This is a genomic window from Ferruginibacter sp. (assembly GCF_028288465.1).
GTDB lineage: Bacteria > Bacteroidota > Bacteroidia > Chitinophagales > Chitinophagaceae > Ferruginibacter.
Map to the genome: position 1 here is coordinate 1 of NZ_JAQBNR010000058.1, position 23,309 is coordinate 23,309.

A 23,309-nucleotide genomic window follows, 5' to 3' on the forward strand; every position below is an offset into this window, starting at 1 on the left:
CCTTTTTTACGAGCCTTAAAAGAGAATCAATCACAGCTTCCTTTGATGGCCCCGGTACTGAAAATGGTGTGAAGAAAGATTGCCCAACAGGTATTAACCATCCTAAATGGTCATGTGCATCATTGAATCCGGGAACAACAGTTTTTCCTTTCAGGTCAATCTTTTTTGTTTTGGCAGATGCAAGCTTTTCAATAGACGCATCGCTACCAACACTTAAAATTTTGTTGCCTTTAATAGCGAGCGCCTGAACATAAAGTTGATTCGTGTCCGATGTAAATATTTTTCCGTTGGTAAAAATAATATCTGCCTGTTGAGCAAAGCTTACTTTAGAGTTTACGAAAGAGAGAAGGAATATTAATTTAAGAAGCCTTTGATATTTGATATCCATAATGCCGGTTTTTATAGTTATAAAGGTTATAATAAAGTTGTTTATTCGAGCTGAGAGGATATACAAAACTTAGGAAGGTCTTACATCACCCGTATGAACAAAATTTAAATCAACATTTTCACCAATAATTCCGGAAGTCTGCGTTTCAGTTGCACCAACCACATCTGGTGTCAATCCCATTATTGAATCTTCATTAAAATCTGAAGTTAATCTTTCTTCCGGAAGTTCTACTCGATAATCAATAACTCTGGGAAAACGCATTTCAAGATGATCTCATTCTGGGCGTACTGCTTTTGCTTGGATAGTTTCACGGAGTGGCTGCGGGGGCGCAATTATTGGCTTAGCTGTAAAGTCAAATGGTATGCCTAAAATATCCGCATATTCCGTATTGAAAAGCCCTTCTTCATTGAGATCATAAGATTGCCTACGTAATGCACGACCAATAACCTGTTCGCAAAGTAATTGAGTGCCAAATGCCCAAACGCCTAAGACGTGGGTAACAGTATTTGCATCCCAACCCTCAGTTAATATAGAAACAGAAACGACGCATCGTATTGAGCCTCCTAAATTTCCATATCTACCAACTGTGTTCATTACTTCTCGCAATAAATCCTGGTCAGTTAAATTATCAAAAGCGTATTTTGACGAGCGTAAGGATTACCATGCTCATCAAAATTTCGGAATAATTTTAAACGTCCATTTACGGGCTCAATTGATCCATCACTATTTTTTCTATTAAAACCTGAGATATAATCATACACCAGTTTGGACGTAGCAGTGTTATTACAAACGACTATAAAACAAGGTGGTACTTTTATCCCGGCTTTTTCCCAGAGTTCAAAAGTTTTAGCATAATGACCATACAGTGCTTCTAACGCTGTTTGCAACTGCGGTCGAATACTTAAAGGATCAAGGTCTTCTCCTTTATCCCTTCCTTTTTTTGGCATCTTTGGCCCGATAGTCCTCCAAAGATCACAGAACATAGGCATTTCCGAGCCAGGGATATTATCTGCTACGGGAACAAGGGAAGTTTTACGATGCCACATTCAATAGCATCCATGAGAGAAAAATCACTCATGGTCCACGGAAACAATGTTCCTTCCACATACCCAGAACCACTTAAAAAAAATGGGGTAGCAGAAAGGTCAATTACCCTTGTTATACCGAGGTTACGCTTTACTGCTTCATGACCTGAGATCCAAAGTCTTGCAGCTTTACGATTCTGCTTAGCTTCCTTTTTATCATCGCCTTTTAATTCTTTCTCTTCATCTTCTGCTTCTGGCTTTTCTCTGTAACAATGATGTGCTTCGTCATTTATCACCATTACATTTTTCAGTCCCCACAAAGTCTGGCATGCCCCGTTGAATCATCTGTCCCTCAGTTTCGAGCGTATTTAAATCATCTCCCAATTTTCCCTGAAGTAATAGTCGGCCGCCTTTAGATAATTCGATTTTCTCTCGCAGTTTAAACCGCATGGTATAAAACAAATAGCCCTCCAGCGGAGGGCTTAAAGAGGTTGCTAATTTTTACTTTAAAATAAAATCATCTTTTTAACTACCCTATCGTTACCCATAAAAACCTGCACCAATACAGTTTGATTATATAACCTGGTGCCGTTGTTTTCAATGTGGAAGATATTATTTCCCACACTGGATTTTAGTATCAATAAGATTGTAGAAGGAATTTCATTCTTAGATGATGATATCAATGCAATAAGATTTTATCAAAATATGCTGCCAGATTATATTGCACAGCTAAGTTTTCGTGCCAGAAAAAGCAATGTAAAGCTTGTGATACTGCAAAATCTGGGTTAATCAGTCGTTGACTAATCCCTGGCATACGTTATGCCCGCCTACAGGTTACAAGCAACGCAATTTGGTAGCTGTAAAGGATTATGAACCATCAAGGGGGAACTCACTGCTACCTTGCCAAGCATCTGCACAAGGATTACGTAGACTATGATTTGTGTTAACGAGCCTTTATTTGTTTGTCATGCTTAGCAAACTATGTTGTTGGGTAACATTTCCATTATGGACCTGCAGACGTAATACAATTATAAATGGGATTTGGAGGACATGTGGTTCACCTGTATTGATCTACAGTGATAGAAAAAAAACTTCCACAAGCTACTAGTTTTTCATAGTCTGTGGAAGTCAGCATTTTAACTTGCAAGCCATAGCCTGCTTAATCAGGATTTTAAATTTTGCGTGGTTAGCGCTCCAGAAAAACAATTAAATGTTTTGGCTGGTTTCTCTCAATTGGTCTTTTTGTCGTCATCGCTTTTTACAGCATAGACAAGGATATTGGTTTGTTGGTTTTGGAACATCATCGCTTTTTACAGCATAGCTCCGGGATATAGTTTTTTTCTGGTCTTTCGTTGTCATTGCCTTTTATAGTTCTGACTAGGATATTGGTCTTTTCAGTTTTTTGAGTCATCATCGCTTTTTACGGCATAGTCTCAGAATATTGGATCTTGCGTTTTCTAGGAATTCGATTATTGTCTTTACTTTGGATTGTTGGATTAGATTGCTTTGATTGGTCATCGATAACTTCCTGATACAAAGATGCGACAGATATGGATGTATCGCAAGAGCAGCAATACCCAATTTTATAGATACACTAAATACGTACGCCATCGTATGTTTTCATTAAATTGATACGTGTTTTTACGTTTTTAGACGAGTTGTCGTTACCTGCATAAGAAAGCTCTACAATACTATCAGGAATAGCAGTATAATTATTATTGCTACTGTAAAATGGTTTCATCGGGATTACTAACTATAATCTGTGGTTTACCTTTATAATCCTGAAGCTTATCAGTAACACAGATCTTCTTGCTACTATACATTGAAGCAGGAGCCTCTTTAAAGTATGTTATGTCCTTAGCAAATATCACCACAGTTAGAGGTGAGTTGGGATAGGCAGCACCCAGGTTGATAAAGGCTATTTTTCCGCTTTGTTTAAATCCAAATACTTCTGAACAGACAATTACATTTTCACCAATATGAGTGCTGACAGAATCTATACTGATTTTGGTTTGTGCAGAAGCTATAGTTGATATTGCAGCAAGTGCTGCCATTAAGGTTTTGTACGTGGCCCAAATTTAATAAATTAGCACCAACTGAGTATCTATTCGTGGACCAAAAAAGAAAACTGAGGCTTGTAGAAAAAATCAGAAAAAACATTGCTAAATTGGAATTAAAACCGGCTGACGTTGCATTTGTAGTAGAAAAATAATTAAGGAGAAACAAAAACGTTACTTAGAATGCTAAAAGTAAACCTTCATAAAATACTTCTTATCACTCATCTAAAATAACACTTACATGCAACCAACAACACAACAACCAAATCCTGCTAGTATTATGCAGGTTGGTTTGGGCTTTTGGCCTTCAAAAGTATTACTAACTGCTGTAAATGAAGGGTTATTTACTCATTTAGCTAAGAAACCATTGTCATTGAAAGAAATTAAACATCTTTTCCATTGGCATTGTATGGACAGGCATGCATCCGATTTTTTGGATACACTCGTTGCCCTTAAATTTTTAAAAAGAGAGGGCATAGGTGAAAATGCCATTTATTCTAATGCCGATGATACAAACGTTTTTCTTGATAAAGAGAAGCCCAGCTACATTGGGGGAATTTTAGAAATGATGAACAATCGGTTGTTCGGTTTTTGGTCAAATTTAGATGAAGCAATGAAGACTGGCAAACTTCAAAACGAAGCAGCCAATCAAGGTGAAAATCTGTATGAAGCAATATATAAATCTCCTGAAAAAACCCGTGAGTTTGTACATGCAATGACCGGAATTCAAATAGGTAATTTTATTGCCTTTTCTACTAAGTTTGATTTTTCAAAATATAAAACGCTATGCGATATTGGTGGCTCTGGCGCCATGTTAAGCATACAGGTAGCAAAGCACAATCCACACATGAGTTGCAATAGCTTTGACCTGCCACCTATTGAAGCTGTTGCCAAAGAAAATATTAATTATTTCAATTTGAGTGACAGGATAAAAACAACCACAGGCGATTTTTTTACTGATCCTTTTCCTAAAGTTGATGTAATTGTAATGGGACATATCCTGCACAACTGGAGCGAAGAAAAGAAATTAAACCTTATTAAAAAAGCATACGAAGCGCTGCCAGAAGGAGGTGCATTTGTAACCATCGAAAATATTATTGATAACCAACGTAGTCAAAATATATTAGGATTAACCATGAGTTTGAATATGCTAATTGAAACAGAAGAGGGTTTTGATTATACACATGATGATTTTGAAAACTGGGCTAAACAGGCAGGATTTAAAACAGTAGATCAAATTCCATTGGCTGGTCCGGCGAGCGCTGCAATTGCATATAAATATTAGCTTACTGATCGTTTATTAACATCGGTCAATAAAAAGCACGAACGCACAACAGCAGGTGTGGCAATAGGCTGGCTGACAGAGGAGCAATAGGCTGCAAATCATTGTCAACAGTAGTTCCAGCCTGATCTTAAAAATTAAGGTTTAGTTGTTATCTTCAACTTTTGTATTTCAATCGGCGATAGTTCAGGCAGACGATTTTCAAATGCCAGCCCTGCGCCAGGCCTTAACGTTAGCGGCAAGGGCTCTGGTGACAACGCAATAACATCGAAAAAACTTCTAATTAAATAAAACCTTATATTATGATTAAAGTTTCAGAAATCGCCCCGGAGGTTTACCGAATTTCAATCTTTATTCAAGAAATTAACTTGCAATTCAATCATTTTTTGATTAAAGATGATGAACCAATGCTTTATCATGCCGGACTAAGGCAAACCTTTCCTATGCTATTGGAAGCCGTGAGTAAAATCATTTCTCCATCTTCGATTAAGTGGATAGGCTTTAGTCATTATGAAGTAGATGAATGCGGAGCATTAAATGAATGGTTACAGATAGCGCCAAAAGCACAAGCTGTTTGTAGTGAAGCGGGGGCTATTGTTAACATGACTGACTTTGCGATAAGACCTGCATATGCAATGGCTGGAAATGCCCTTTTAAATACTGGGAAATATAATTACCGTTTTATCCGAACTCCTCATTTACCTCACGGATGGGACGCAGGAGTAATGTTTGAGGAGACAAATAAAACTTTGTTATGCTCCGATTTATTCCATCAAAATGAAACGTAGCTGATATTACAGATAAGGATATTTTAGCTTCACACAAGAATTCAATGCTTGAATTTGAACAAGGGCCTTTAATGGAATACACCCCATATACACATCATACAGCTAAACTACTTTATTCACTGGCAGACCTTGAGCCAAAGACACTTGCTACCATGCATGGCTCCTCTTTCTATGGTAATTGCAGCCAGGCATTAAAAGACCTTAATGTTGTAATGAAAGAAATATGGGGAAATGGCAGTTAACAAAATAGCAATCGAGAAATCCCTAAATCAGCCCAGCCGCTACCATTCGGTTTGGCAATATGGCGGGGCGACGAATATATTCTCAACTTTTAGTTCGTTGAAACACAATTTGCAGGTTTACCACTTCAGTCTTTTTTAAAAAGGATAGATAGTCAGGTAACAAGTTTAACGAGGCTAATTACAGAAATGCTGGACCTTACAAGGCTGGAAACCGGAAAACTGGAATTAAGAAAAGAACTCTTTAGTTTGGATCATCTCGTGAACAAAACAGTACAGGATATCATGTTCATTAATACTAAGTATGTTATTCGGCTACAGGCGGATTTTAAGGGTAACGTATATGGAGACGAGGACCGCATAGCGCAGGTACTGATCAATTTGATCAATAACGCCATCAAATATTCCGACGATACCAATCCGGTAGATGTTTACATTTACGAGCCCCGGCCTAACCACATATCGGTAAGCGTAAAAGACTACGGCATCGGGATTGACAGGGCAGATCAGGAAAAAATATTCGAGCGCTTTTATCGGTAGGCGAACACCAGCGCACCTATCCTGGTTTTGGTATCGGTTTATTTATTGCCAAAGAAATTATGGCACGCCATCAGGGGTCTATATCGGCTGTAAGTGAAAAAGGAAAAGGCTCTGTGTTTACCATTACATTGCCCTTAGCTGCAGAAAGCAAAATATAAGCGCTGTCTAGTAACTGAACTTTTAAATCATAATAAACAAAACAATCATTATGACACATGAACTTCCTCCACCTGAGTACCGGCGGGGTTTTCACAGAAGCAAATAACAATTATAAAACTATTACAATGAAACCCCAACGAAGAAGAGAGTTGCAAACAGTTTGCGGTCATGCTTCCTATTCGAGGAAGGGCGATCTTTGGAAGGCAGTGCTTGCGGCGTCGGGGTTTCACGGAAAGCACATGCTTATTGCTGGCTTAAGCTGTGAAAACCCTGCCAGTACAGAACGTTTTTGAGGTATAGTTTTCAGCCACGCAGCAAGCCAAATACTTTTGGAAAGCACAATAAGTGTATGGTGTTTAATGCATCCGTCTGCGAAAAAGCAAAGACCTTTATCAGGGAACGAATCTGAACGGTGTTCAATCCCCGAAATATCCTGGTATCACACTGGAGCGGATAGCAGTAATGCTCAATCCACAGAATAAACATCGACTTTTGTATCTTTAATCAGCAACAGTTCCCGGCTGACGGATCACAGAATTCCGCCACAATGCCAATGCGGGGAAGTTAGGGGTAATATTTGTACACAACTCGAATCAATCTAGACATGAAAAATGCAGCCAAAATATCTGTTCAAGTTGAAGCAGAAAGAATAAAAGCTTTAAAGAAGTATGACATATTAGATACACCACCTGATGGAAGTTTTGACAATCTCACAAAGTTGGCTGCAAAATTACTTGATATGCCCATTGCACTTATTTCGCTTGTTGACACGGACAGGATTTGGTTTAAATCTCGTTTTGGATTGGATGTGTCCCAAATTAACCGGGACCCTGGATTATGTGCTTCAGCAATCTTATCTGATGAAATTTATTTAGTGGAGGATACAAAAAAAGACCCACGAACCTTAGCAAACCCGTTAGTTGCTGGTCAGCTTGGCTTACGGTTTTATGCTGCGGTTCCGCTTAAAGTTCAAGGATACAACTTGGGGACTTTTTGCGTTCTTGATAAAAACCCAAGGCGTTTTACAGAAGAGCAAAAAGAACTTTTACAAACCTTAGCTGATATTGTGATTGACCAAATGGAGTTGCGGTTAGCAGCAAGAAAAGCCATTTACAACCAAAATCAAATGTTAAGTATTTTTGCTCATGACCTGAAGAATCCACTATCCACAATAGTTTTAGGGGCGGAGTTAATTAAGGAAGAAAAAAATGATGGGCAGGCATTTGAGGAAACACTTTATCGCATAATTAACGCTGGTAAAAAGTCAATGGCGCTTATTGAGGATTTATTGGAATCTGCTCGAAGAGAAGCCAACGAGATACAATTTCATTTCAAAAAAATAGATTTTTCAAATTTGATTGTAGATGTTGTTACTACAAATCAAATTTTAGCAGATAATAAAAACCAAAAGATACAATTGAATATAGAGGCCAATCCTTTAGTGCTTGCCGACGAAAGAAAATTATTTGAAGTTGCAGATAATTTAATCAATAACGCCATTAAATATTCACCCAAAAATAAAAATATTGTTATAACGATTAAAGAAAGAAACAATAAAGTTATTTTAGAAGTGTGGGATGAAGGACCCGGTTTTACAGAAGAAGAAAAAGAACATTTATTTCAGCGTTTCAGCCGGTTAAGTGCCAAACCCACAGGTGGTGAAAGCGCTACGGGTTTAGGACTTTCTATTGTAAAGACATTGGTAGAAGCCCATCAGGGAAAAGTATTGGCAAAGAGTGAGGGAAAAGATAAAGGCTCTAAATTTTCAATAGAAATTCCTGTCATTAAATAATAGCATGCTCTTAAACTTAATGAGTACCGGCGCAGTTTTCGCAGAAGCAAATAACAATTATAAAACTATCAAGGTGAAACCCCGACGCAGAAGATAGTTGCAAACAGTTTGCTGTCATGCTTAATATCGGGGAATGTCGCTTTTGGAAGGCAGTGCTGCCGGAGTCGGGGTTTCACGGAAAGCACATGCTTATTGCTGGCTTAAGCTGTGAAAATCCCGCCAGTACAGAAGCCGTTGTGCGTCACCTTACAGATAAGACATAACTAATAAATAGGTATTAAGTATTCATGGAATTAAATGAAATTTAAACCAAGACTAATGATTAAATATGATTTACCAAAATGGTCAATTACACAGCAATTAGCCCTGCGGGCTTTCTCCATTTATTTGATTTTGTATTTTACATTCGTTAGTTATTTTGGTGATGGCGACTTTGTATTTAGGTACATAAATCCAGGTTTACAGTCACTATATTCTGCTTTTGCGAATTTCTCGTACAAGCTATTTTTCCAACATGAATTTAAGGAGAAACCAATCATTGATAGCTATCTAACCTATACGGCAGTTTTTTCTTTTCTTCTAATTGCAGTTGCATCGGCAATAATATGGACTGCTATTGACAAAGGGAAAAGGCTTCTTAAGTTATATAAATACATGCATGTTTTTGCCCGTTTTTATCTGGCAATAATTTTATTTGATTATGCAATTGATAAACTTTGTTTACTACAGTTTACATTGCATCCGGCGCAATTCCTTCAGCCTGTTGGCAACATGGATCCTCATATTTTATTCTGGCTTTTTGTTGGTTCTTCTAAGGGCTACCAGTTTTTTGGAGGACTTATGGAAATGACAGCGATTATATTTTTACTGTTTAGAAGAACAGCCACTTTTGGTGGATTAATTTCCTTAGCATTCCTCATCAATATCTTAATTCTTGATGTAGGTTATGATACCCCGGTAAAAGTCACTGTGTTTCATTTGCTACTTTTTGATGTAATGGTGCTGGTGCCTGACATAAAACGACTTTTCGAATTTTTTATATTGGGAAAAAATAAAAACTTAACCAATATCCCGCCTCTTATTGAAAACAAGAAATATCGATTTGCAGCCGTTTTGGCAAAGATTTGTTTTATTTGCTACATTATTTTTCCTGCTATTTATTACGAATGGAAAGCAGTAAATGAATTCGGTCAGCCTTCCCATATCAAATTGGTTGGACTGTATAAAATCAATGAATTTTCCCGTATTCCCACTGCAGGCATTCCTGGAAGTATTGATACAGTGAGCTGGAAACAACTCGCTATAGATAATTTTCCGGTATTAACTGTGCAAAAAGCAAATGATTCAATTGCTGATTACCATTTTGAAGCCGACACTTTACACAAGTTCTTAATTTTAAAAGACTGGGGTGATCCTGCCTTTGTTTGCAATCTCCATTATTCGAATAACAAGGCAAATGAATGGTTGTTTGATGGGGTTTTCAAAAATGATTCTATTCGTTTTTCTACAACTCAAATTAATATTTTTGATCTGCCCCTATTAAAAGGGTATGGTAAAATAAAATGGGAATGGAAACATAAGGGATATAGCAACTAATAAAACAATAAAATAAGAAATCGCATGGACTTATTTAAACCCCATAACTTAAGCAAACCTATATTTCTGTTTGCTATTTTTACTTTATTTTTTACCAGTAGTTTTTCTCAGCAGTCCTTTACAACAGAGCAAATAAACCGTATAGCAGACGCAGGAAAGGTTTACGGGTACATTAAATATTTTCATCCCTATCTGCAATACAAAGACATCAATTGGGATTCTGCCTTTGTTTCGAACGTTCAAAGTATAATTGATGCAAAGAACAAACAAAAGTATGCTGCTATCATGCAGCAAATGCTTTCTGTACTCCATGATAGTTCCACCTGTGTTGTACAAAGGCCAAAAGAAAGTAGTGCTTACCAGTTACAGGAAACAGCTTATACCATAAAAGATAGCATTCTCTATATTAATCTAAATGATGTAAATGATTATAGCTATGATAAGATACAGGAAGCCTATCAGAAAATAAGTCACGTAAAAGGTATCGTCTTTGATATGCGAAAACCAGTTAATTCTCAATTTATTTATTCCCAAACCTCAGGAACGATTTTAGACTGGGCCATAATGTTTTCAGATAATCCTCTCCTTTTCAAAGGAGAGTTGTTGGTGCCATCATTGAGAAGATTGCAATACAGGGGTTCTTATGAAAAGTCCTTTAAACAGGTTAGTGTTTTTAAGTTTACAGGTACGGCAGAAAAAAATAAGCCAATTGTATTTATTGTAAGTAATGAAAATGACGTTCCTCTTACAGCCATTGCCTTACAACAAAAGGGCCTTGCAGCCATTGTTCAACAAGAGGGAAAAACGTTAACAATTGGAAAGAGTACCAGCTTTTATATTCAGGATAGCGTGGTTATTAAAATGAGAGTAGCAGAGGCGGTAAATGCAGATGGCTCTTTATGCGTGATACATCCAAATGCTACGTATTCTGGTTCCGAAAATCCGGATTCGGCAGTTCTATTAGCAAAGGATTTAATTGTAAAAGGCTTCAAACAAGCTTCAGTTGCTGCAGTTGCTGCTCCACAGGCCATTAACCAGGTAAATATTCCTAGAAAAGAGGATAATTATCCATCCGTAAACTATAGGATGTTGGCTGCGGCTACCATATTTGCTGAAATGGATAACTTTTTTCCCGGTAAGGAGCTAATGGACAGGAACTGGCAAGAAGCATACAAAGCAGCTGTGCCAAAATTTATTGCTGCTCGTGATTCCTTGGAATACGTAAGGGCAGTAGCCGGGTTGTATAGCAATATCCAGGATAGTCATGGCTTTGTTACCTATGGAACATTTAGCCTGAAGCTGAATCCGATTATTCAGGGAAGAGGTGACTTTATCCCTCCTGTTATTACCAGTGTCATTGAAAATAAAGTGGTGGTTACCGGTATCTATAATGACTCTGTTTGCACAAAAACTGGTATCAAAAAGGGGGATGTTATCCTATCCATTGACGGGAAAGACCCATTGATGCAAATTGAGGAGGCACGGAAATATCAATCAGCTTCTACTAAGGCTTCACAAACATTCTTTATCAGCAAATTTCTGTTGTTTGGAAAGGAAGGCCAGATACGAAAACTAAAAGTACAAGGAAGGGATGAAAAAATCCGAATGGTTGATTTGCCTACTCTAACAAAATATGATGGGAACTGGTATAGTGATGATTATACTTTGAAAATCTATTCTCAACACCTCGAACCTACGTTTAAGCTATTAACGAAGGATATAGGTTATGCAGACATTACGAGTCTTTTAAGCAGTAAGGACGTTGATTCAATGTTCAAGGTGTTTAAAAATACGAAAGCCATCATTTTTGATGACAGAGGCTATCCGCACTGTTATATTGACTTCAGCAAGTTTGCCATCAACAAAAATGCGGCCCTTCACAGGGCTACTACACCTGTGGCAATAGCACCAAACATAGACGAAATAGGTATGCAGCAAAATAGTTTTAAAGAGACGTATTCTGTAAATCAAAGCGATTATAAAGATTGGAATACAAATAATAGTGTGGATGCAAGGATTTATAAAGGCAAAATAGTGGTGCTTATAAATGAAGCGCCCCAAAGTGCCGGTGAAGACGTAGCCATTATACTGAAAACTTCGGCTAATGCAACATTGATTGGTACCCCAACTTCTGGTACCGATGGGGGTATGACAAGTTTTGTAGTTCCGGGCAATATTACCTTGTGGTATACTGAAGAAATAGTATCATTTCCAGATGGTAAAAGAACACAACGAATAGGCGTGCAGCCAGACATTTATGTACAACCTACAATAAAAGGCATACAATCTGGCAAAGATGAAGTTTTAGAAAGAGCTGTCAAATATTTACGGACTGGAAAATAAATTCAATATTTTACCTGGCATACAATTTTGACCAGGATTAAATTCAGAAAGGTGAACGCCCAACAACTAAGGCTTCGTCGGGAGCGCAGCACCAACAATGAAGCCTTTGAGTATCGGAGGGGTTTTCACCGAAGCTAATAACAATTATAAAACTATCACGGTGAACCCCGACGCAGAAAAGAGTTGCAAACAGTTTGCTGTATGTTTCATATATCGGGGAATGGCGCTTTTGGAAGGCAGTGCTTCCGGCGTCGGGGTTTCACGGAAAGCACATGCTTATTGCTGGCATAACCTGTGAAAACCCCGCCTGTACAGAAGTTTGTCCATAAATGCCTTACTGCGTTTTCGGCACTCACCTGTTCGTCTGGTGTAGTGAAGCAGGTTTGATGGCGGTTTTTTCCTTGCATAAATTGCATGCTGTTCAGCAACAAAAATCATACACCATTTAGGCTATTCACATTCTGTGTATATTTGTTTTGCAACGATGTTTTTTCAAAAACTACCGTAGTGTGCTACAAATAAAACTTCTTACTAACATTTATTATTAAAAAAAACAAAAAACAAATCATTGTGAAAACAAAATCAATTACGACTATTTTTTTTCTTTTCTTTTGTTATGCATTTTGCTTCGGACAAAACGCAAGTGATACCATGATAGTAAAGAATATTAATCAACTTGAATGGCATCCCAAGACAACATTGCCTCCGGGAGCAGTATCCGCAGTTGTTTATGGCGACCCAACAAAAGGACATTATGATTTTTATGCAAAGTTCCCAAAAAATTATACAGTTCCTATGCATTGGCATACATTTGAGTGTACCGTTATCATTATAAAAGGTAGCATGACAATAAAAAGAAACAACGCTGCTGACGTTACAATTACTCAAGGCGGTTTTTTCACTTTACCTGCTAAAATGAAATACATTGCTTCTACGTCTGACGAATGTATATTTCTTGCTCATGGAGAAAATCCATTCGATATTTTTTATGAAAATCCAAAGGATGACCCAAGAAATCATTAACTGTAAAGTAGCAATGCAGCACACAACATGTTCGTTTGGCAAAATGGCGGGGCGCCGAATATAGCCTCCACTTTTTGTTCGCTACCGGGCTTTAGTCCCAGCCGGCGAATAAAGCCAAACAATAGAATAATTAATGAACATTTATTTATAAATTTAGCAGCCATTATGCTAATCTATAAATAAACAGATCAAACTTGTTATTGACATAGGGCCTTTTATTGGCCTTGTTTTACTCCCGGTATGTCAACTGGTATCAATCCATGTGCTTCCTTATGTAGCTGTCCTGGCGGGGTTTTCGCCAGCTTAGCTTTAAATTATAAAGCCATCGCAAGCGAAACCCCGACGTTGAAAGTTCGCCGTATATAAAAGTAGCCATACGCGTAAAAGAGATGGAGCAAAAAATAGAGCTCTATTCTGCGTCGGGGTTTCGCAGTAAAGCGTTTTTATTTGTAGCGTTTAAGGCGAAAACCGCCGGGACAAATAATCATAACCATGCAATAGACCTGGCTTGTGATTATTTTAATGATATTTACAAGGGAAGGATGGTTAACATTACAAATCTTGATGATCTTGTAAGTACTAATTTTTCAACTTTGGAACAGCAAAAAGAAGACGGCTTTACAGTTCATGCCGGTTTGGAAGAACATAGTACGGTTCAGTATTTAAAACCAGAATTCGCAAAGCTACCTTTTAAAAGAGCGAAGTCAGTAACAGCAGATAGCGCAGAAGAGTGGTAACACTTGCAAAAAGAAACGATTGGCCTGGCTATTTCGGAGCGCCGCGGCTCGCCAGCAGAGCGCTTGGCGAAAAGATTTATAAGGCATCGACAAAAAAAATGATTGAGCAGATAGAAAAAGCTGGATAATAAATACGATTTTAATAAACCACCCTACTATCAGCAATGGCAGGCAACCCGGTCTTTGATTCTATAAACCAGGATGCGGAAAAATTTGACAAAGCAAGAGAATCTAAAGAAATGAAATGGCTGAAGAGTAAAGGAATAAATTAATTACATGTTTGTACTGCCGCTAACAACCAGGGCTTCTGGTTTCCAGTGTCAGCACGTTTTTAATTTCTTCAATTGAAAAGTTACCGGCTTGAAGATTAGTAACAAGAAGGCACAGGAGAAGGACACCTGCGCCAGATGGGGGCAGGGACTGGGTTTATTATTCAATTGCCGATAGTCTGAATCATCGATTAAAAAGATTAAAAGATTTCTCAGATGAACGAGATTACAAACGAAATAAAAAAAGCCGTGAAATCGGGCCATCTGTGCTAATCGGTGGTTCAGACAAGCTTAAATATTGTAAAAGCACATTGTGTGGAGTTAAATGTGAAACGAAGGAAGTGAATTTATTATTTATTTATCCATTATTTGAATTATAGATGAAAAATAAAAGCTGTCGATAACCCATAAATTTTACAGATGAAAATATATTATACTATTTTATTCTTGCTCCTATTGCAGACAGGACATGTGTCTTCTCAGGTCCCTGTTAAAGATAGTTTGTACAGTGTATTACAACATGCATTTGATGATTCAGCAAAATATAAGGTTCAAACGCTGTTAACTGATTTTTATATCGAAAAAGACAGAGACTCATCTATTTTTTTTTCAAATGCATGTATTGATTTGGCCAATAGAAATCATAAGTCCTTAGATGTCGCATCCTCACTCAGCAACAAAGGACATGCACTAATGCATTTACAAAAATTTTCAGAAGCATATACTTGCTTTACAGAGGCCCTTAAAATTGCCAATGATCCTTCTTTTAATAGTAAGACCTGGGAAATCAGAAATAAGATCTCCGTAGATGAAGACCGGCTTATGATCCTTGCTGCAGTGTATAAAGATTTTGCAAGCATGATGGCGAGTGCCAATAATAATGAGAAATCAAAAGAACTGCTTCTTTCCGCAAAAGATATCGCCGAAAAAAACCGGTTCTTAAAAAATCTGGGATATATAAACCTAGATTTAGGCCAAAAATATCTTGATCAGGGTATTATTGATACAGCATTAATAATGGAAAGAGAGGCCATGCAATTGTTAACTGATGCAGGTGAAATAAAGCCTTTAGGTTATTGTAATATGCTAATTGGTAAGATATGGCTGCAAATGAAAAATGATGATTCTACGCTTTATTATTATCGAAAAAGTATAGCCATCAGTTCTCATTTCGAAAATTATACAAATTTGGCTGGAACTTATTCCAACCTGACCTCCTTTTATTTACATGTAAAACAGAATTCGGATTCCGCTATTTATTATGCACATGGCTGGTTAAACATATTGGAGAAAATCAGTGAAAATAATCTTGGCGCAGTTTATTTTAATATGGCAGAAGCATATAAACTAAAAAATAATAAAGACAGTATTATAAAATACCAAACCTTATCCATCTCAGAAAAAGACAAGGCTTTCACTAAAAGAGACGTTGCTCTAAATAATCTACAAAACAGGGCATTGGTTGAACAGGAACAAATGATGAAACTTAAAGAAACTGAACTGGACAACAAAAGCCGTATGCGCATTGCTATGATTGCTGGATGCCTGATTATATTTACCCTTATTTCAATTGTATTATATAGCAATAATTTAAAAAAACAAAAAGCCAACAAAGTTTTAGAAACAACACTCACGAATTTAAAATCCACTCAAGCACAACTTATCCAGTCCGAAAAAATGGCTTCGTTGGGCGAACTTACCGCAGGCATTGCCCACGAAATTCAAAACCCATTAAACTTCGTTAATAATTTTAGCGACGTCAACAAAGAATTATTGGCGGAAATGAAGGATGAAATAGATAAAGGAAATATTACTGATGCAAAAGAAATTGCCACTGATGTAATTGCAAACGAAGAAAAAATAAATCATCACGGCAGGCGTGCCGATGCCATTGTAAAAGGAATGCTGCAACACAGCCGTAGCAGCAACAGTGTTAAAGAAGCAACTGGCATTAATAAATTGGCTGATGAATATTTGCGTCTCTCCTACCATGGCCTAAGAGCAAAAGACAGTTCATTCAATGCAATAATGAAAACTGAGTTTGATGAAAGTATCGGTGAAATAAATATCGTTCCACAAGATATTGGAAGGGTGTTATTAAATTTATACAACAATGCGTTTTATGCAGTAAATGAAAAGTTCAAAGCGAAAAGCTTAAAGCCTGAAGCTGAAGGCAAAGCTTACGAACCTGTAGTAACTGTAACAACCCAAAGACTGTACTCCCCTTCAGGTGATGGGGGTAAAATTTCGATTTCAGTAAAAGACAATGGAAATGGCGTTCCTCAAAAGGTAGTAGATAAAATCTTTCAACCTTTCTTCACTACCAAGCCAGCGGGACAAGGAACCGGTTTGGGTTTATCATTAAGTTATGATATTGTAAAAGCGCAGGGCGGTGAAATAAAAGTGGAAACCAGGGAGGGGGAAGGAACTGCATTTATAATACAAATACCAGCGACTAAATAAATTTTATGAAACCATTAATAATATTACTGCTTTTGTTGTTGCCTCCCTGGTTGAAGCGCAACCAAAGCAACAACAATTAGACAGTCTGCATCTGGCTTTACAAAACGCTGCCAATGATACCATCCGTATGGATGTATTGAGTCAATTAGGATTCTATTATTATAATAACAACTTTGACAGTTCAGATCTTTACCGGCGCAAAGTTTATCCCTTACTCAAAAATTGAAAATAAAGTTATATGAGGCTGGGATATTGTCATCTCAGGCCTATCATTTTGCGTGGAGCTATTACCCAAAAGCGCTCGAATTATCACTACAGGCATTGAAAATTGCAGAAGACCCTTTGAAATTCCCTTTGTTGGAAAGACAAAATTATCAATGTTTTGCAAAAGCTATAATTCCAACCTGATACACTACCAAAAATTGAAATAGTTTGTATTAATTATAAATATTAATATCGCCCAGTACTAATTCGCACTTGAAACCGATTTGCAATACTTGTCCTGTACCCGGTGCGCCAATAGCTGAGTAAGTTAAATATAAGCTACCATCAGGTCCAAAAGTCATAGCTGTAGGAAAGTTATGTCCTGATGCAATTACTTGTCGGTTTCCAAGCTTGTCTACCCTTATAATCTTGCCTAAATTTAGCGTCGGTACGCCAAACTTATCTTCAATGCAGATGTACCGTGGAATTGGTCCAATTGAAAACGCCATCGGGGTTGTAAGACCATACCCAGGCATGTAACAACCACAAAGGAAAACCAGAGGTGCCATTCCACACATCAGCCGGGCCGGTAAAACCTTCAGGCTTTGGAAAAGTAAGTGGCACTGCGTATTCTACCGCTACCAATTCCTGTTCTCCTCCGGCATTTTTATTATACACCAATATTTCCGGTTCCCTAATGTCAACTATTCCATCTACGATCGTTGTTTTCATGAAATGATGTCCCATCCCCTCTACGTCTACCGCAATATCTGCATAGCCATCTTTTAATGCGTTTTCAATTTTTTTATACCTGGCAGTAGCAGCGCGGGCCTGCTGTAACTCCCACACTGTTTCATCTGAAAGGCCGGTATAATCATTAACAACATTTCCTTCAGATTTGGCAGCCAGGCTATTTGTACTTTTAGCAAGGTTGCTTGCACTTTTAAATTCTTCTGCCGGGGTCTCCATACTCTCTTTTTCACACCCAAATAAAAAACTAATTGACACCAGTAAACAAAAAGGTAATGCAGCCTTGTTAATGACACCATACAGTGTTTGGTGTACTTTAAAAGATTTCCTGTTGAAACGCAAAGCGCTGTTGAATAAATTTTTCATTTTTGTTTTTTTTAGATTGAAAAAATTAGACCAGCCTACAGAAGCGGGATCAGCAAATGCGGCTATGAGTTATAATTAATTTGCAGTAGCCGGACTGATTACCGATGAAATTTCAACGATAGAATTGGCAGGAAACCCACCTTTTTTAGCATGTTCTCTTATCAGTTCTTCGTTTTGGCCGTTAGTTAGGTTAAGGTATCTTAATGAACATAGCGCCTTTTATTGGCCCTGTTTTACTCTAAGTATTTCAACTGGTATCAATCCATGTGCTTCCTTATGCGTTGCAATAATTGCATTCGAATCCGCTGCTTCTGATAAACACATTACTACTCCTGCTTTTTCATCCACCCAGTAATTAATAAAATTCACACCATATTTTCCCTGTACAGCAAGATCTTTTTTATGTGCATCTGCCACTGCGGCGGACGTTACGTTTCCTGCACCTAATTCATGTATGTCGAGAAATAATTTTTTATTTCCTGTTAACGTAGCTTCTGATCCTTCCGTCACTTTAAATATATGGTCGGGCAATAACCCATGAGCTTCCGCATGTGTTTTTCTTATTGAGCTGCTATCACCGGCAGATGAAAGACAATAAACAAGGCCTTTCTCTTCATCAACCCAATAATTAATAAAATGCACATCATATTTTTTTTCAACGGCCAAATCTTTTAAATGTGCTGCCGCCACCTCTTCAAATTTTACTTTGCCCGGTGTTAGCTGGTGAACATCTATATAAAGGTTTTTTGCGTTTCCTGGTTGCGCTGATGTATCAATTTTCTTTGTTTGTGCACACACGTGAAAGGAAATACTGCCGGCAAGAATAAAAGTTGAAAACGAAAGAATAATTTTCATAACGAATAGTTTTAATTTTGTTTGATTATTTTATTTCTAATACAAAGCACGATTATAACGAACTTCAGATTGTAAGAAATTCTCCCTATTTTAATTTTTAGCATACCTATTTTATAAATTATGGCGCTGATTGAAAGAGATGGATTGATGGCATTGCTGCAACAACATTTTGAAGATATTTCAGATGGAGAAGGGCATTGCGTATTTATAAGCGGCGAAGCCGGCATTGGGAAAACGGCGCTGGTAAAGGCTTTTTGCAAAAAACAGTCTCATGAATGCAGCATTTATCAGGGAGCCTGCGATGCCCTGTTTACACCGCGGCCTTTGGCACCTTTGTATGATATTCTGTGGCAGGTTAACAAAGAGCGTTGGCCGACTTCCCCTTCAAGCGAAGAACGATCCGCATTGTTTGCCGATTTTTTCCAGGAGCTAAGCGCCAAAAAAGGTAAGTTATTAATTGTGTTTGAAGACATTCACTGGGCCGATGAAGGGACGCTTGACTTCATCAGGTTTTTTGCCAGGCGCATTTATCAATTGCCGTGTCTATTCATTCTTACCTATCGTGACGATGAGATTCACTTAATGCATCCGTTGCGAAATGTATTAGGGCAACTGCCCCCGGATTCTTTTACTAAACTGGTGGTGACGCCATTATCAAAGCAGGCTGTTGTGGAAATGGCCACGCACAAAGGTTATAGCGGCGAAGATGTTTACAGCATATCGGGAGGTAATCCTTTTTATGTAAATGAGATTTTGGCTAGTTACAGCCTTGGTGTTCCTGATAATATTAAAGACTCAATACTTTCTGTGTATGAACGCCAGAAAGAAGGCACAAAAAATGCCTGGCAAATATGGTCTGTGATGCCGGAAGGATTGGAAGTTGAACGTGTCGCTACAATCAAAAATTCGTGGTGGGATATAGATCATTGCTTTGCAATAAGTGTCATTATTGTGCAAAGTGGTAAAGTCGTTTTCAAACATGAGTTATACCGGAGAACAATTGAAGAATCACTTACTCCATTCAGGCGGATGGAACTAAATAAATTGATGCTTGAACTTTTTTTAGATTCTTTTGAAGAAAAAGGTGAGATTGAACGGATACTGCATTATGCAAAAAATGCCAATGAAAAAAAATTGGTGATTAAATATGCACCGGAGGCTGCACAAAAAGCTGCATTGATAGGTGCACACCTGGAAGCATCAAAATTATATCTCACGGCTATTGAATATTTTGAAGGAAATAAGAAAAACCAACTGGTGAAATTTTATGAAGCTTATGCCTACGAATGCTACCTCAGCAACCAGATACAAGAAGCCATTACTTTTACTGAAAAAGTTTTAAACAACTCAAAAGAGCATGCTGATATAGAAAAAACCGGTGATAACCTGCGTTTCTTATCCCGCCTCTGGTGGTTTAATGGCAACAGGAGGCATGCGGAAGACTTTGGCTGGCAGGCTATCGAAGTGCTGAAAGATCAGCCGGCTTCGATAACAAAGGCAATGGCGTTCAGTAATATGTCACAATTAAAAATGCTGTCTGATGAACCTGCTGAATGTATGATGTGGGGAGAGAAGGCAATCAAGATGGCAAAGGAATTAGGCAATGAGGAAATTCTTTGTCATGCACTTAATAATGTTGGCTCAGTACAAATGTGTATTTCTTCAACCGAACAAGAAGGTATAGCAATGCTGCAGCAAAGCCTGGAAATAGCATTAAAAAATTCTTATCATGCAGACGCTGCACGTGCTTATACAAACCTGGCGAGCGGTTCAGTAAAAATAAAAAGTTATGCTTTTGCCAGCACAACATTGGACGATGGTATTCATTATTGTGAGGAAAGAGACTTAAACTCCTGGAGTAACTATATGTTATCGTGGAAAGCAAGACTAAATCTTGAAACCGGGCACTGGGGCGAAGCATGCAGCATTGCAGATAATCTTTTAAAAAATGAGAACCAGCCCGCCATTATTAAAATCACTGCGCTTATTGTGGTGGCAAAGATACTGATGAGGAAGGGAGATACAGATGTACTCCCCCTTTTGCTGGAAGCAAAAACAAGATCATTTAAAACAATGGAATTGCAAAGGGTTATTCCTTCAATGGTTGCTTTATTAGAATATGAATGGCTTACCGGCAATACGATTGTTGAACAAGATGATATTGAACAGACAGCTGTTCTCATGCAACAGACTGGTATTGATTTAGAAAAAGATGAATTTGCATTCTGGATGAAAAAAGCAGGAAGGCATTTTGTAGCAGGCAAAGAAATTGCTGAAGCTTATGATACAGGCAGTGTAGCAAAGATTTTAAAAGCTGCGTCCTTTTGGGAAAAAACAGGATGCTTTTATGAACAGGCGCTTGTATTATTTGAAGGGGAAGAGGACGATAAAAGAAAAGCCATTAAAATAGTTCAGGATTTAGATGCCAATGCAGTATATGAAAAAATGAAACAGGAAATGAGGAAGTCAGGCATTAAAAATATTCCACGCGGCATAAGACAATCAACCCGTTCAAATGCTGCCTTTTTAACTTACAGGGAAATGGATGTGTTGCGGCTGCTTAAAGAAGATATGCAGAACAAAGAAATTGCCGCACAATTGTATATTTCGGCAAAAACGGTTGATCATCATATTTCCAGCATCTTGTTTAAATTGGATGCAAGCTCCCGTTCCAAGGCTGTCAGCGAGGCTATTCGTGCAGGAATTTTAAAATAGGGAATTTACTGCGTAAAATGGGGGACAGCGTATAGATACAACTGTATTTTTAAAAATACTTTTGTATCCAACTTAAAAAATTATGCGATGAAAAAATTTATTATCGAAAGAGAAATCCCCGGAGCGGGCAATATGACCGCAGAAGAATTGCAGGCCATTTCAAAAACTTCTAATTCAGTAGTATCAGTATTAGGTAAACCATACAAGTGGGTTGAGTCGTATGTGACCAACGACAAAATTTATTGCATTCACGAAGCTGAAAGTGAAGATGTTATCAGGGAACATTCCAGTTGTGCAGGATTTCCCGCAAATAAGGTTGAAGAGGTGAAAGTAATAATCAGCCCAGCGACTGCAGAGTAAACAAATCGGGTAATTGCTAATGTCATTTACCGATTTTATGGTGCAGGATGATGGGTTTTAAAAGAAAATTTTCCTGAAAGGAACTAAACAAAATACGCCTTTTTTGAATATAGAGGTGGTTAAAGTTGAAAAATAAAGTCCATCTTAAAAATGACGAGCTTTAATTGGAGTTGAACATTGATAGTTTATCTTTTAGTTCTGTAATTTACTTATGGTCTACAGGCCGTTGCCGTTAGGTAGCTTTGTTAGGCTCTTGTGCCTGGTAGCTTCGGCTTTTTTAATGCCACTGGTAGGTTTGTTACTGCGCAAGTAGAAAGAAGCGTTTTTTTTGCTATTTTTTGGGGTTAGCATATTGAGGGTATTTTATTTAATTGCTGCTTCATCTTTACTTTTTTTGTCCCGGACACCAAAAAAGATAACAAAAAAAAGTTAAGACCGCCTACTGTTGGGCTTGTTAAGGTCCAGGTACCAGTAAAGGTTTTATTCCCACTGGTGTTTATCAGGTTGATTTGCGGAGTAATAATAATCCTCATAATTGCCGCTTATAACCTTACTGTTTTTCTATTTGTAGAGATTGTGTATCCAGGTCGTAATTTTTTTAGTTAATTGTTGTTTACTCTTTACTTTTTTTGTCCTGGACACAAAAAAGATAACAAAAAAAGTCAAGGAGGCAACGAATACGGCCCGTTGCTGCCGTATAGCTTCGTTGAGCTATTGTGCATAGTAGTTTCGGCCTTTGTAATTCTACTGTTAGGGTTGTTACAGTCGAAGTATTAGTAAAGGCTTTATTCTCATTGGTGTGATCAGTAGGAGTAAAAATTTGTACTACAGATCGCGGAATTTATTTGTAAAAAAAAAGTAACAAAAAAAAGTCAAGTCAGCAACGAAAACGGACCGTTGCTGACAGTTAGCTTTGTTCGGCTGTTGTACATAGTCCTTTCAGCTTTGGTAATGCTACTGTTAGGTTTGTTACAGCCTAAGTATTAATAAAAGGCCTTTCTGTTGCGCAATGTAACCAGCTACGCTGTTTTCGTGAAAGGTTTAAACTGTGTAAAAGCAAGATGCTATTCTGCTTGCTGCAGTATCCCCTGCAACATTTTTACTTTTTCTGTAATTGAAATTAAATCGGCGCTGCTGATGGCAAAATCTTCTTTGTAACGTGCCTCTATATAGGCTTTCTGCAGCAGGCGCAGCAGTCTTTCACTGGCTTCATTGCCTGCCGGAAAGATGGCCGGTATTTTATAATTTACCAGGGCGCAATAACGGAGCAGCTTGTGTATATTGTGACTGCTAAGATGCAGGCCGGTGCCTTTTTTAAAGATGGTCAGCAATGCCTGCTCTGCAGCCTGGTGCAGCAT

23 protein-coding genes and 1 pseudogene are annotated in these 23,309 nt (G+C 37.9%); 14 read left to right on the forward strand and 10 right to left on the reverse strand.

The genetic code is table 11. The annotated features are described in order from the left end of the window. The 7 genes and pseudogenes from JWR61_RS22470 to JWR61_RS22500 form a co-directional block, all read right to left on the reverse strand. Window positions 1-388, reverse strand: a pseudogene (locus JWR61_RS22470) (hypothetical protein); the annotation flags it as partial. 69 nt (window positions 389-457) lie between these two features. Further along, window positions 458-649: a hypothetical protein gene (locus JWR61_RS22475; protein ID WP_301929954.1), complete on the reverse strand. Its 192-nt coding sequence runs from the start codon at window positions 647-649 to the stop codon at window positions 458-460. 12 nt (window positions 650-661) lie between these two features. Then, a complete protein-coding gene (locus JWR61_RS22480; protein ID WP_301929955.1) occupies window positions 662-982 on the reverse strand; it encodes a hypothetical protein in 321 nt (106 codons plus the stop codon). Between the two features lie 26 nt (window positions 983-1,008). Further along, the gene (locus JWR61_RS22485) at window positions 1,009-1,335 is read right to left on the reverse strand and encodes a hypothetical protein (protein WP_301929956.1); all 327 of its coding nucleotides are present in this window, start codon (window positions 1,333-1,335) and stop codon (window positions 1,009-1,011) included. A 65-nt stretch (window positions 1,336-1,400) separates the two neighbouring features. Then, entirely contained in the window at window positions 1,401-1,733 is a 333-nt protein-coding gene (locus tag JWR61_RS22490) for a hypothetical protein (RefSeq protein ID WP_301929957.1), read from the reverse strand. A 1,274-nt stretch (window positions 1,734-3,007) separates the two neighbouring features. Further along, window positions 3,008-3,154 carry a hypothetical protein gene (locus JWR61_RS22495; protein ID WP_301929958.1) on the reverse strand — a complete coding sequence of 49 codons (147 nt, stop codon included), beginning with the start codon at window positions 3,152-3,154 and terminating at the stop codon, window positions 3,008-3,010. After that, entirely contained in the window at window positions 3,135-3,467 is a 333-nt protein-coding gene (locus tag JWR61_RS22500) for a hypothetical protein (RefSeq protein ID WP_301929960.1), read from the reverse strand. The genes JWR61_RS22495 and JWR61_RS22500 overlap by 20 nt, the downstream gene beginning before the upstream one ends. A 244-nt stretch (window positions 3,468-3,711) precedes the next feature. Between JWR61_RS22500 and JWR61_RS22505 the strand changes: the two genes are divergently transcribed. The 12 genes from JWR61_RS22505 (at window position 3,712) to JWR61_RS22555 (ending at window position 16,701) form a co-directional block, all read left to right on the forward strand. Then, window positions 3,712-4,755 (forward strand): methyltransferase, encoded by a 1,044-nt coding sequence (locus tag JWR61_RS22505; protein ID WP_301929961.1) that lies wholly within the window; start codon window positions 3,712-3,714, stop codon window positions 4,753-4,755. A 299-nt stretch (window positions 4,756-5,054) separates the two neighbouring features. Continuing rightward, window positions 5,055-5,540 (forward strand): hypothetical protein, encoded by a 486-nt coding sequence (locus tag JWR61_RS22510; RefSeq protein WP_301929962.1) that lies wholly within the window; start codon window positions 5,055-5,057, stop codon window positions 5,538-5,540. A gap of 44 nt (window positions 5,541-5,584) precedes the next feature. After that, window positions 5,585-5,782, forward strand: a complete 198-nt coding sequence (locus tag JWR61_RS22515) for a hypothetical protein (RefSeq protein WP_301929963.1) — start codon at window positions 5,585-5,587, stop codon at window positions 5,780-5,782. 186 nt (window positions 5,783-5,968) lie between these two features. Beyond that, window positions 5,969-6,319, forward strand: a complete 351-nt coding sequence (locus tag JWR61_RS22520) for a sensor histidine kinase KdpD (RefSeq protein WP_301929964.1) — start codon at window positions 5,969-5,971, stop codon at window positions 6,317-6,319. After that, window positions 6,298-6,477, forward strand: a complete 180-nt coding sequence (locus tag JWR61_RS28320) for an ATP-binding protein (protein WP_367881817.1) — start codon at window positions 6,298-6,300, stop codon at window positions 6,475-6,477. The genes JWR61_RS22520 and JWR61_RS28320 overlap by 22 nt, the downstream gene beginning before the upstream one ends. Window positions 6,478-6,603: 126 nt before the next feature. Beyond that, window positions 6,604-6,771 carry a hypothetical protein gene (locus JWR61_RS22525; RefSeq protein WP_301929965.1) on the forward strand — a complete coding sequence of 56 codons (168 nt, stop codon included), beginning with the start codon at window positions 6,604-6,606 and terminating at the stop codon, window positions 6,769-6,771. Between the two features lie 311 nt (window positions 6,772-7,082). Then, the gene (locus JWR61_RS22530; protein ID WP_301929966.1) at window positions 7,083-8,270 is read left to right on the forward strand and encodes a GAF domain-containing sensor histidine kinase; all 1,188 of its coding nucleotides are present in this window, start codon (window positions 7,083-7,085) and stop codon (window positions 8,268-8,270) included. Between the two features lie 318 nt (window positions 8,271-8,588). Next, complete coding sequence (locus JWR61_RS22535; protein WP_301929967.1) at window positions 8,589-9,866, forward strand: hypothetical protein; 1,278 nt, start codon at window positions 8,589-8,591, stop codon at window positions 9,864-9,866. A gap of 24 nt (window positions 9,867-9,890) precedes the next feature. Continuing rightward, the gene (locus tag JWR61_RS22540; RefSeq protein WP_301929968.1) at window positions 9,891-12,209 is read left to right on the forward strand and encodes a S41 family peptidase; all 2,319 of its coding nucleotides are present in this window, start codon (window positions 9,891-9,893) and stop codon (window positions 12,207-12,209) included. Window positions 12,210-12,779: 570 nt separating this feature from the next. After that, window positions 12,780-13,232, forward strand: coding sequence for a cupin domain-containing protein (locus JWR61_RS22545; RefSeq protein ID WP_301929969.1), 453 nt, complete (start codon window positions 12,780-12,782; stop codon window positions 13,230-13,232). 389 nt (window positions 13,233-13,621) lie between these two features. Then, entirely contained in the window at window positions 13,622-13,969 is a 348-nt protein-coding gene (locus JWR61_RS22550; protein WP_301929970.1) for a hypothetical protein, read from the forward strand. Between the two features lie 689 nt (window positions 13,970-14,658). Continuing rightward, on the forward strand, window positions 14,659-16,701 hold the full coding sequence (locus JWR61_RS22555) for an ATP-binding protein (protein WP_301929971.1): 2,043 nt from the start codon (window positions 14,659-14,661) through the stop codon (window positions 16,699-16,701). Window positions 16,702-17,370: 669 nt separating this feature from the next. On the opposite strand, the gene JWR61_RS22560 is transcribed toward JWR61_RS22555, so the two are convergent. Next, window positions 17,371-18,021: a hypothetical protein gene (locus tag JWR61_RS22560; protein ID WP_301929972.1), complete on the reverse strand. Its 651-nt coding sequence runs from the start codon at window positions 18,019-18,021 to the stop codon at window positions 17,371-17,373. A gap of 219 nt (window positions 18,022-18,240) precedes the next feature. Next, window positions 18,241-18,876, reverse strand: coding sequence for a DUF4242 domain-containing protein (locus JWR61_RS22565; protein WP_301929974.1), 636 nt, complete (start codon window positions 18,874-18,876; stop codon window positions 18,241-18,243). A 120-nt stretch (window positions 18,877-18,996) separates the two neighbouring features. Between JWR61_RS22565 and JWR61_RS22570 the strand changes: the two genes are divergently transcribed. Then, window positions 18,997-21,591, forward strand: coding sequence for an AAA family ATPase (locus JWR61_RS22570; protein ID WP_301929975.1), 2,595 nt, complete (start codon window positions 18,997-18,999; stop codon window positions 21,589-21,591). An 87-nt stretch (window positions 21,592-21,678) separates the two neighbouring features. Then, on the forward strand, window positions 21,679-21,951 hold the full coding sequence (locus JWR61_RS22575) for a DUF4242 domain-containing protein (protein WP_301929976.1): 273 nt from the start codon (window positions 21,679-21,681) through the stop codon (window positions 21,949-21,951). A 1,064-nt stretch (window positions 21,952-23,015) separates the two neighbouring features. Here JWR61_RS22575 and JWR61_RS22580 read toward each other — a convergent pair. Beyond that, window positions 23,016-23,309, reverse strand: a 294-nt coding sequence (locus tag JWR61_RS22580; protein ID WP_301929977.1) for a HEPN domain-containing protein, incomplete at its 5' end; no start/stop codon positions are given.

What these genes read in the sequence shown, in the direction of transcription:
- JWR61_RS22475 (WP_301929954.1), bottom strand. Translation starts at nt 649, where the DNA reads ATGCGTTTTCCCAGAGTTATTGATTATCGAGTAGAACTTCCGGAAGAA.
- JWR61_RS22480 (WP_301929955.1), bottom strand. Translation starts at nt 982, where the DNA reads ATGAACACAGTTGGTAGATATGGAAATTTAGGAGGCTCAATACGATGC.
- JWR61_RS22485 (WP_301929956.1), bottom strand. Translation starts at nt 1,335, where the DNA reads ATGCCAAAAAAAGGAAGGGATAAAGGAGAAGACCTTGATCCTTTAAGT.
- JWR61_RS22495 (WP_301929958.1), bottom strand. Translation starts at nt 3,154, where the DNA reads ATGAAACCATTTTACAGTAGCAATAATAATTATACTGCTATTCCTGAT.
- JWR61_RS22500 (WP_301929960.1), bottom strand. Translation starts at nt 3,467, where the DNA reads ATGGCAGCACTTGCTGCAATATCAACTATAGCTTCTGCACAAACCAAA.
- JWR61_RS22505 (WP_301929961.1), top strand. Translation starts at nt 3,712, where the DNA reads ATGCAACCAACAACACAACAACCAAATCCTGCTAGTATTATGCAGGTT.
- JWR61_RS22510 (WP_301929962.1), top strand. Translation starts at nt 5,055, where the DNA reads ATGATTAAAGTTTCAGAAATCGCCCCGGAGGTTTACCGAATTTCAATC.
- JWR61_RS22515 (WP_301929963.1), top strand. Translation starts at nt 5,585, where the DNA reads ATGCTTGAATTTGAACAAGGGCCTTTAATGGAATACACCCCATATACA.
- JWR61_RS22520 (WP_301929964.1), top strand. Translation starts at nt 5,969, where the DNA reads ATGCTGGACCTTACAAGGCTGGAAACCGGAAAACTGGAATTAAGAAAA.
- JWR61_RS22525 (WP_301929965.1), top strand. Translation starts at nt 6,604, where the DNA reads ATGAAACCCCAACGAAGAAGAGAGTTGCAAACAGTTTGCGGTCATGCT.
- JWR61_RS22530 (WP_301929966.1), top strand. Translation starts at nt 7,083, where the DNA reads ATGAAAAATGCAGCCAAAATATCTGTTCAAGTTGAAGCAGAAAGAATA.
- JWR61_RS22535 (WP_301929967.1), top strand. Translation starts at nt 8,589, where the DNA reads ATGATTAAATATGATTTACCAAAATGGTCAATTACACAGCAATTAGCC.
- JWR61_RS22540 (WP_301929968.1), top strand. Translation starts at nt 9,891, where the DNA reads ATGGACTTATTTAAACCCCATAACTTAAGCAAACCTATATTTCTGTTT.
- JWR61_RS22550 (WP_301929970.1), top strand. Translation starts at nt 13,622, where the DNA reads ATGGAGCAAAAAATAGAGCTCTATTCTGCGTCGGGGTTTCGCAGTAAA.
- JWR61_RS22555 (WP_301929971.1), top strand. Translation starts at nt 14,659, where the DNA reads ATGAAAATATATTATACTATTTTATTCTTGCTCCTATTGCAGACAGGA.
- JWR61_RS22560 (WP_301929972.1), bottom strand. Translation starts at nt 18,021, where the DNA reads ATGAAAAATTTATTCAACAGCGCTTTGCGTTTCAACAGGAAATCTTTT.
- JWR61_RS22565 (WP_301929974.1), bottom strand. Translation starts at nt 18,876, where the DNA reads ATGAAAATTATTCTTTCGTTTTCAACTTTTATTCTTGCCGGCAGTATT.
- JWR61_RS22570 (WP_301929975.1), top strand. Translation starts at nt 18,997, where the DNA reads ATGGCGCTGATTGAAAGAGATGGATTGATGGCATTGCTGCAACAACAT.
- JWR61_RS22575 (WP_301929976.1), top strand. Translation starts at nt 21,679, where the DNA reads ATGAAAAAATTTATTATCGAAAGAGAAATCCCCGGAGCGGGCAATATG.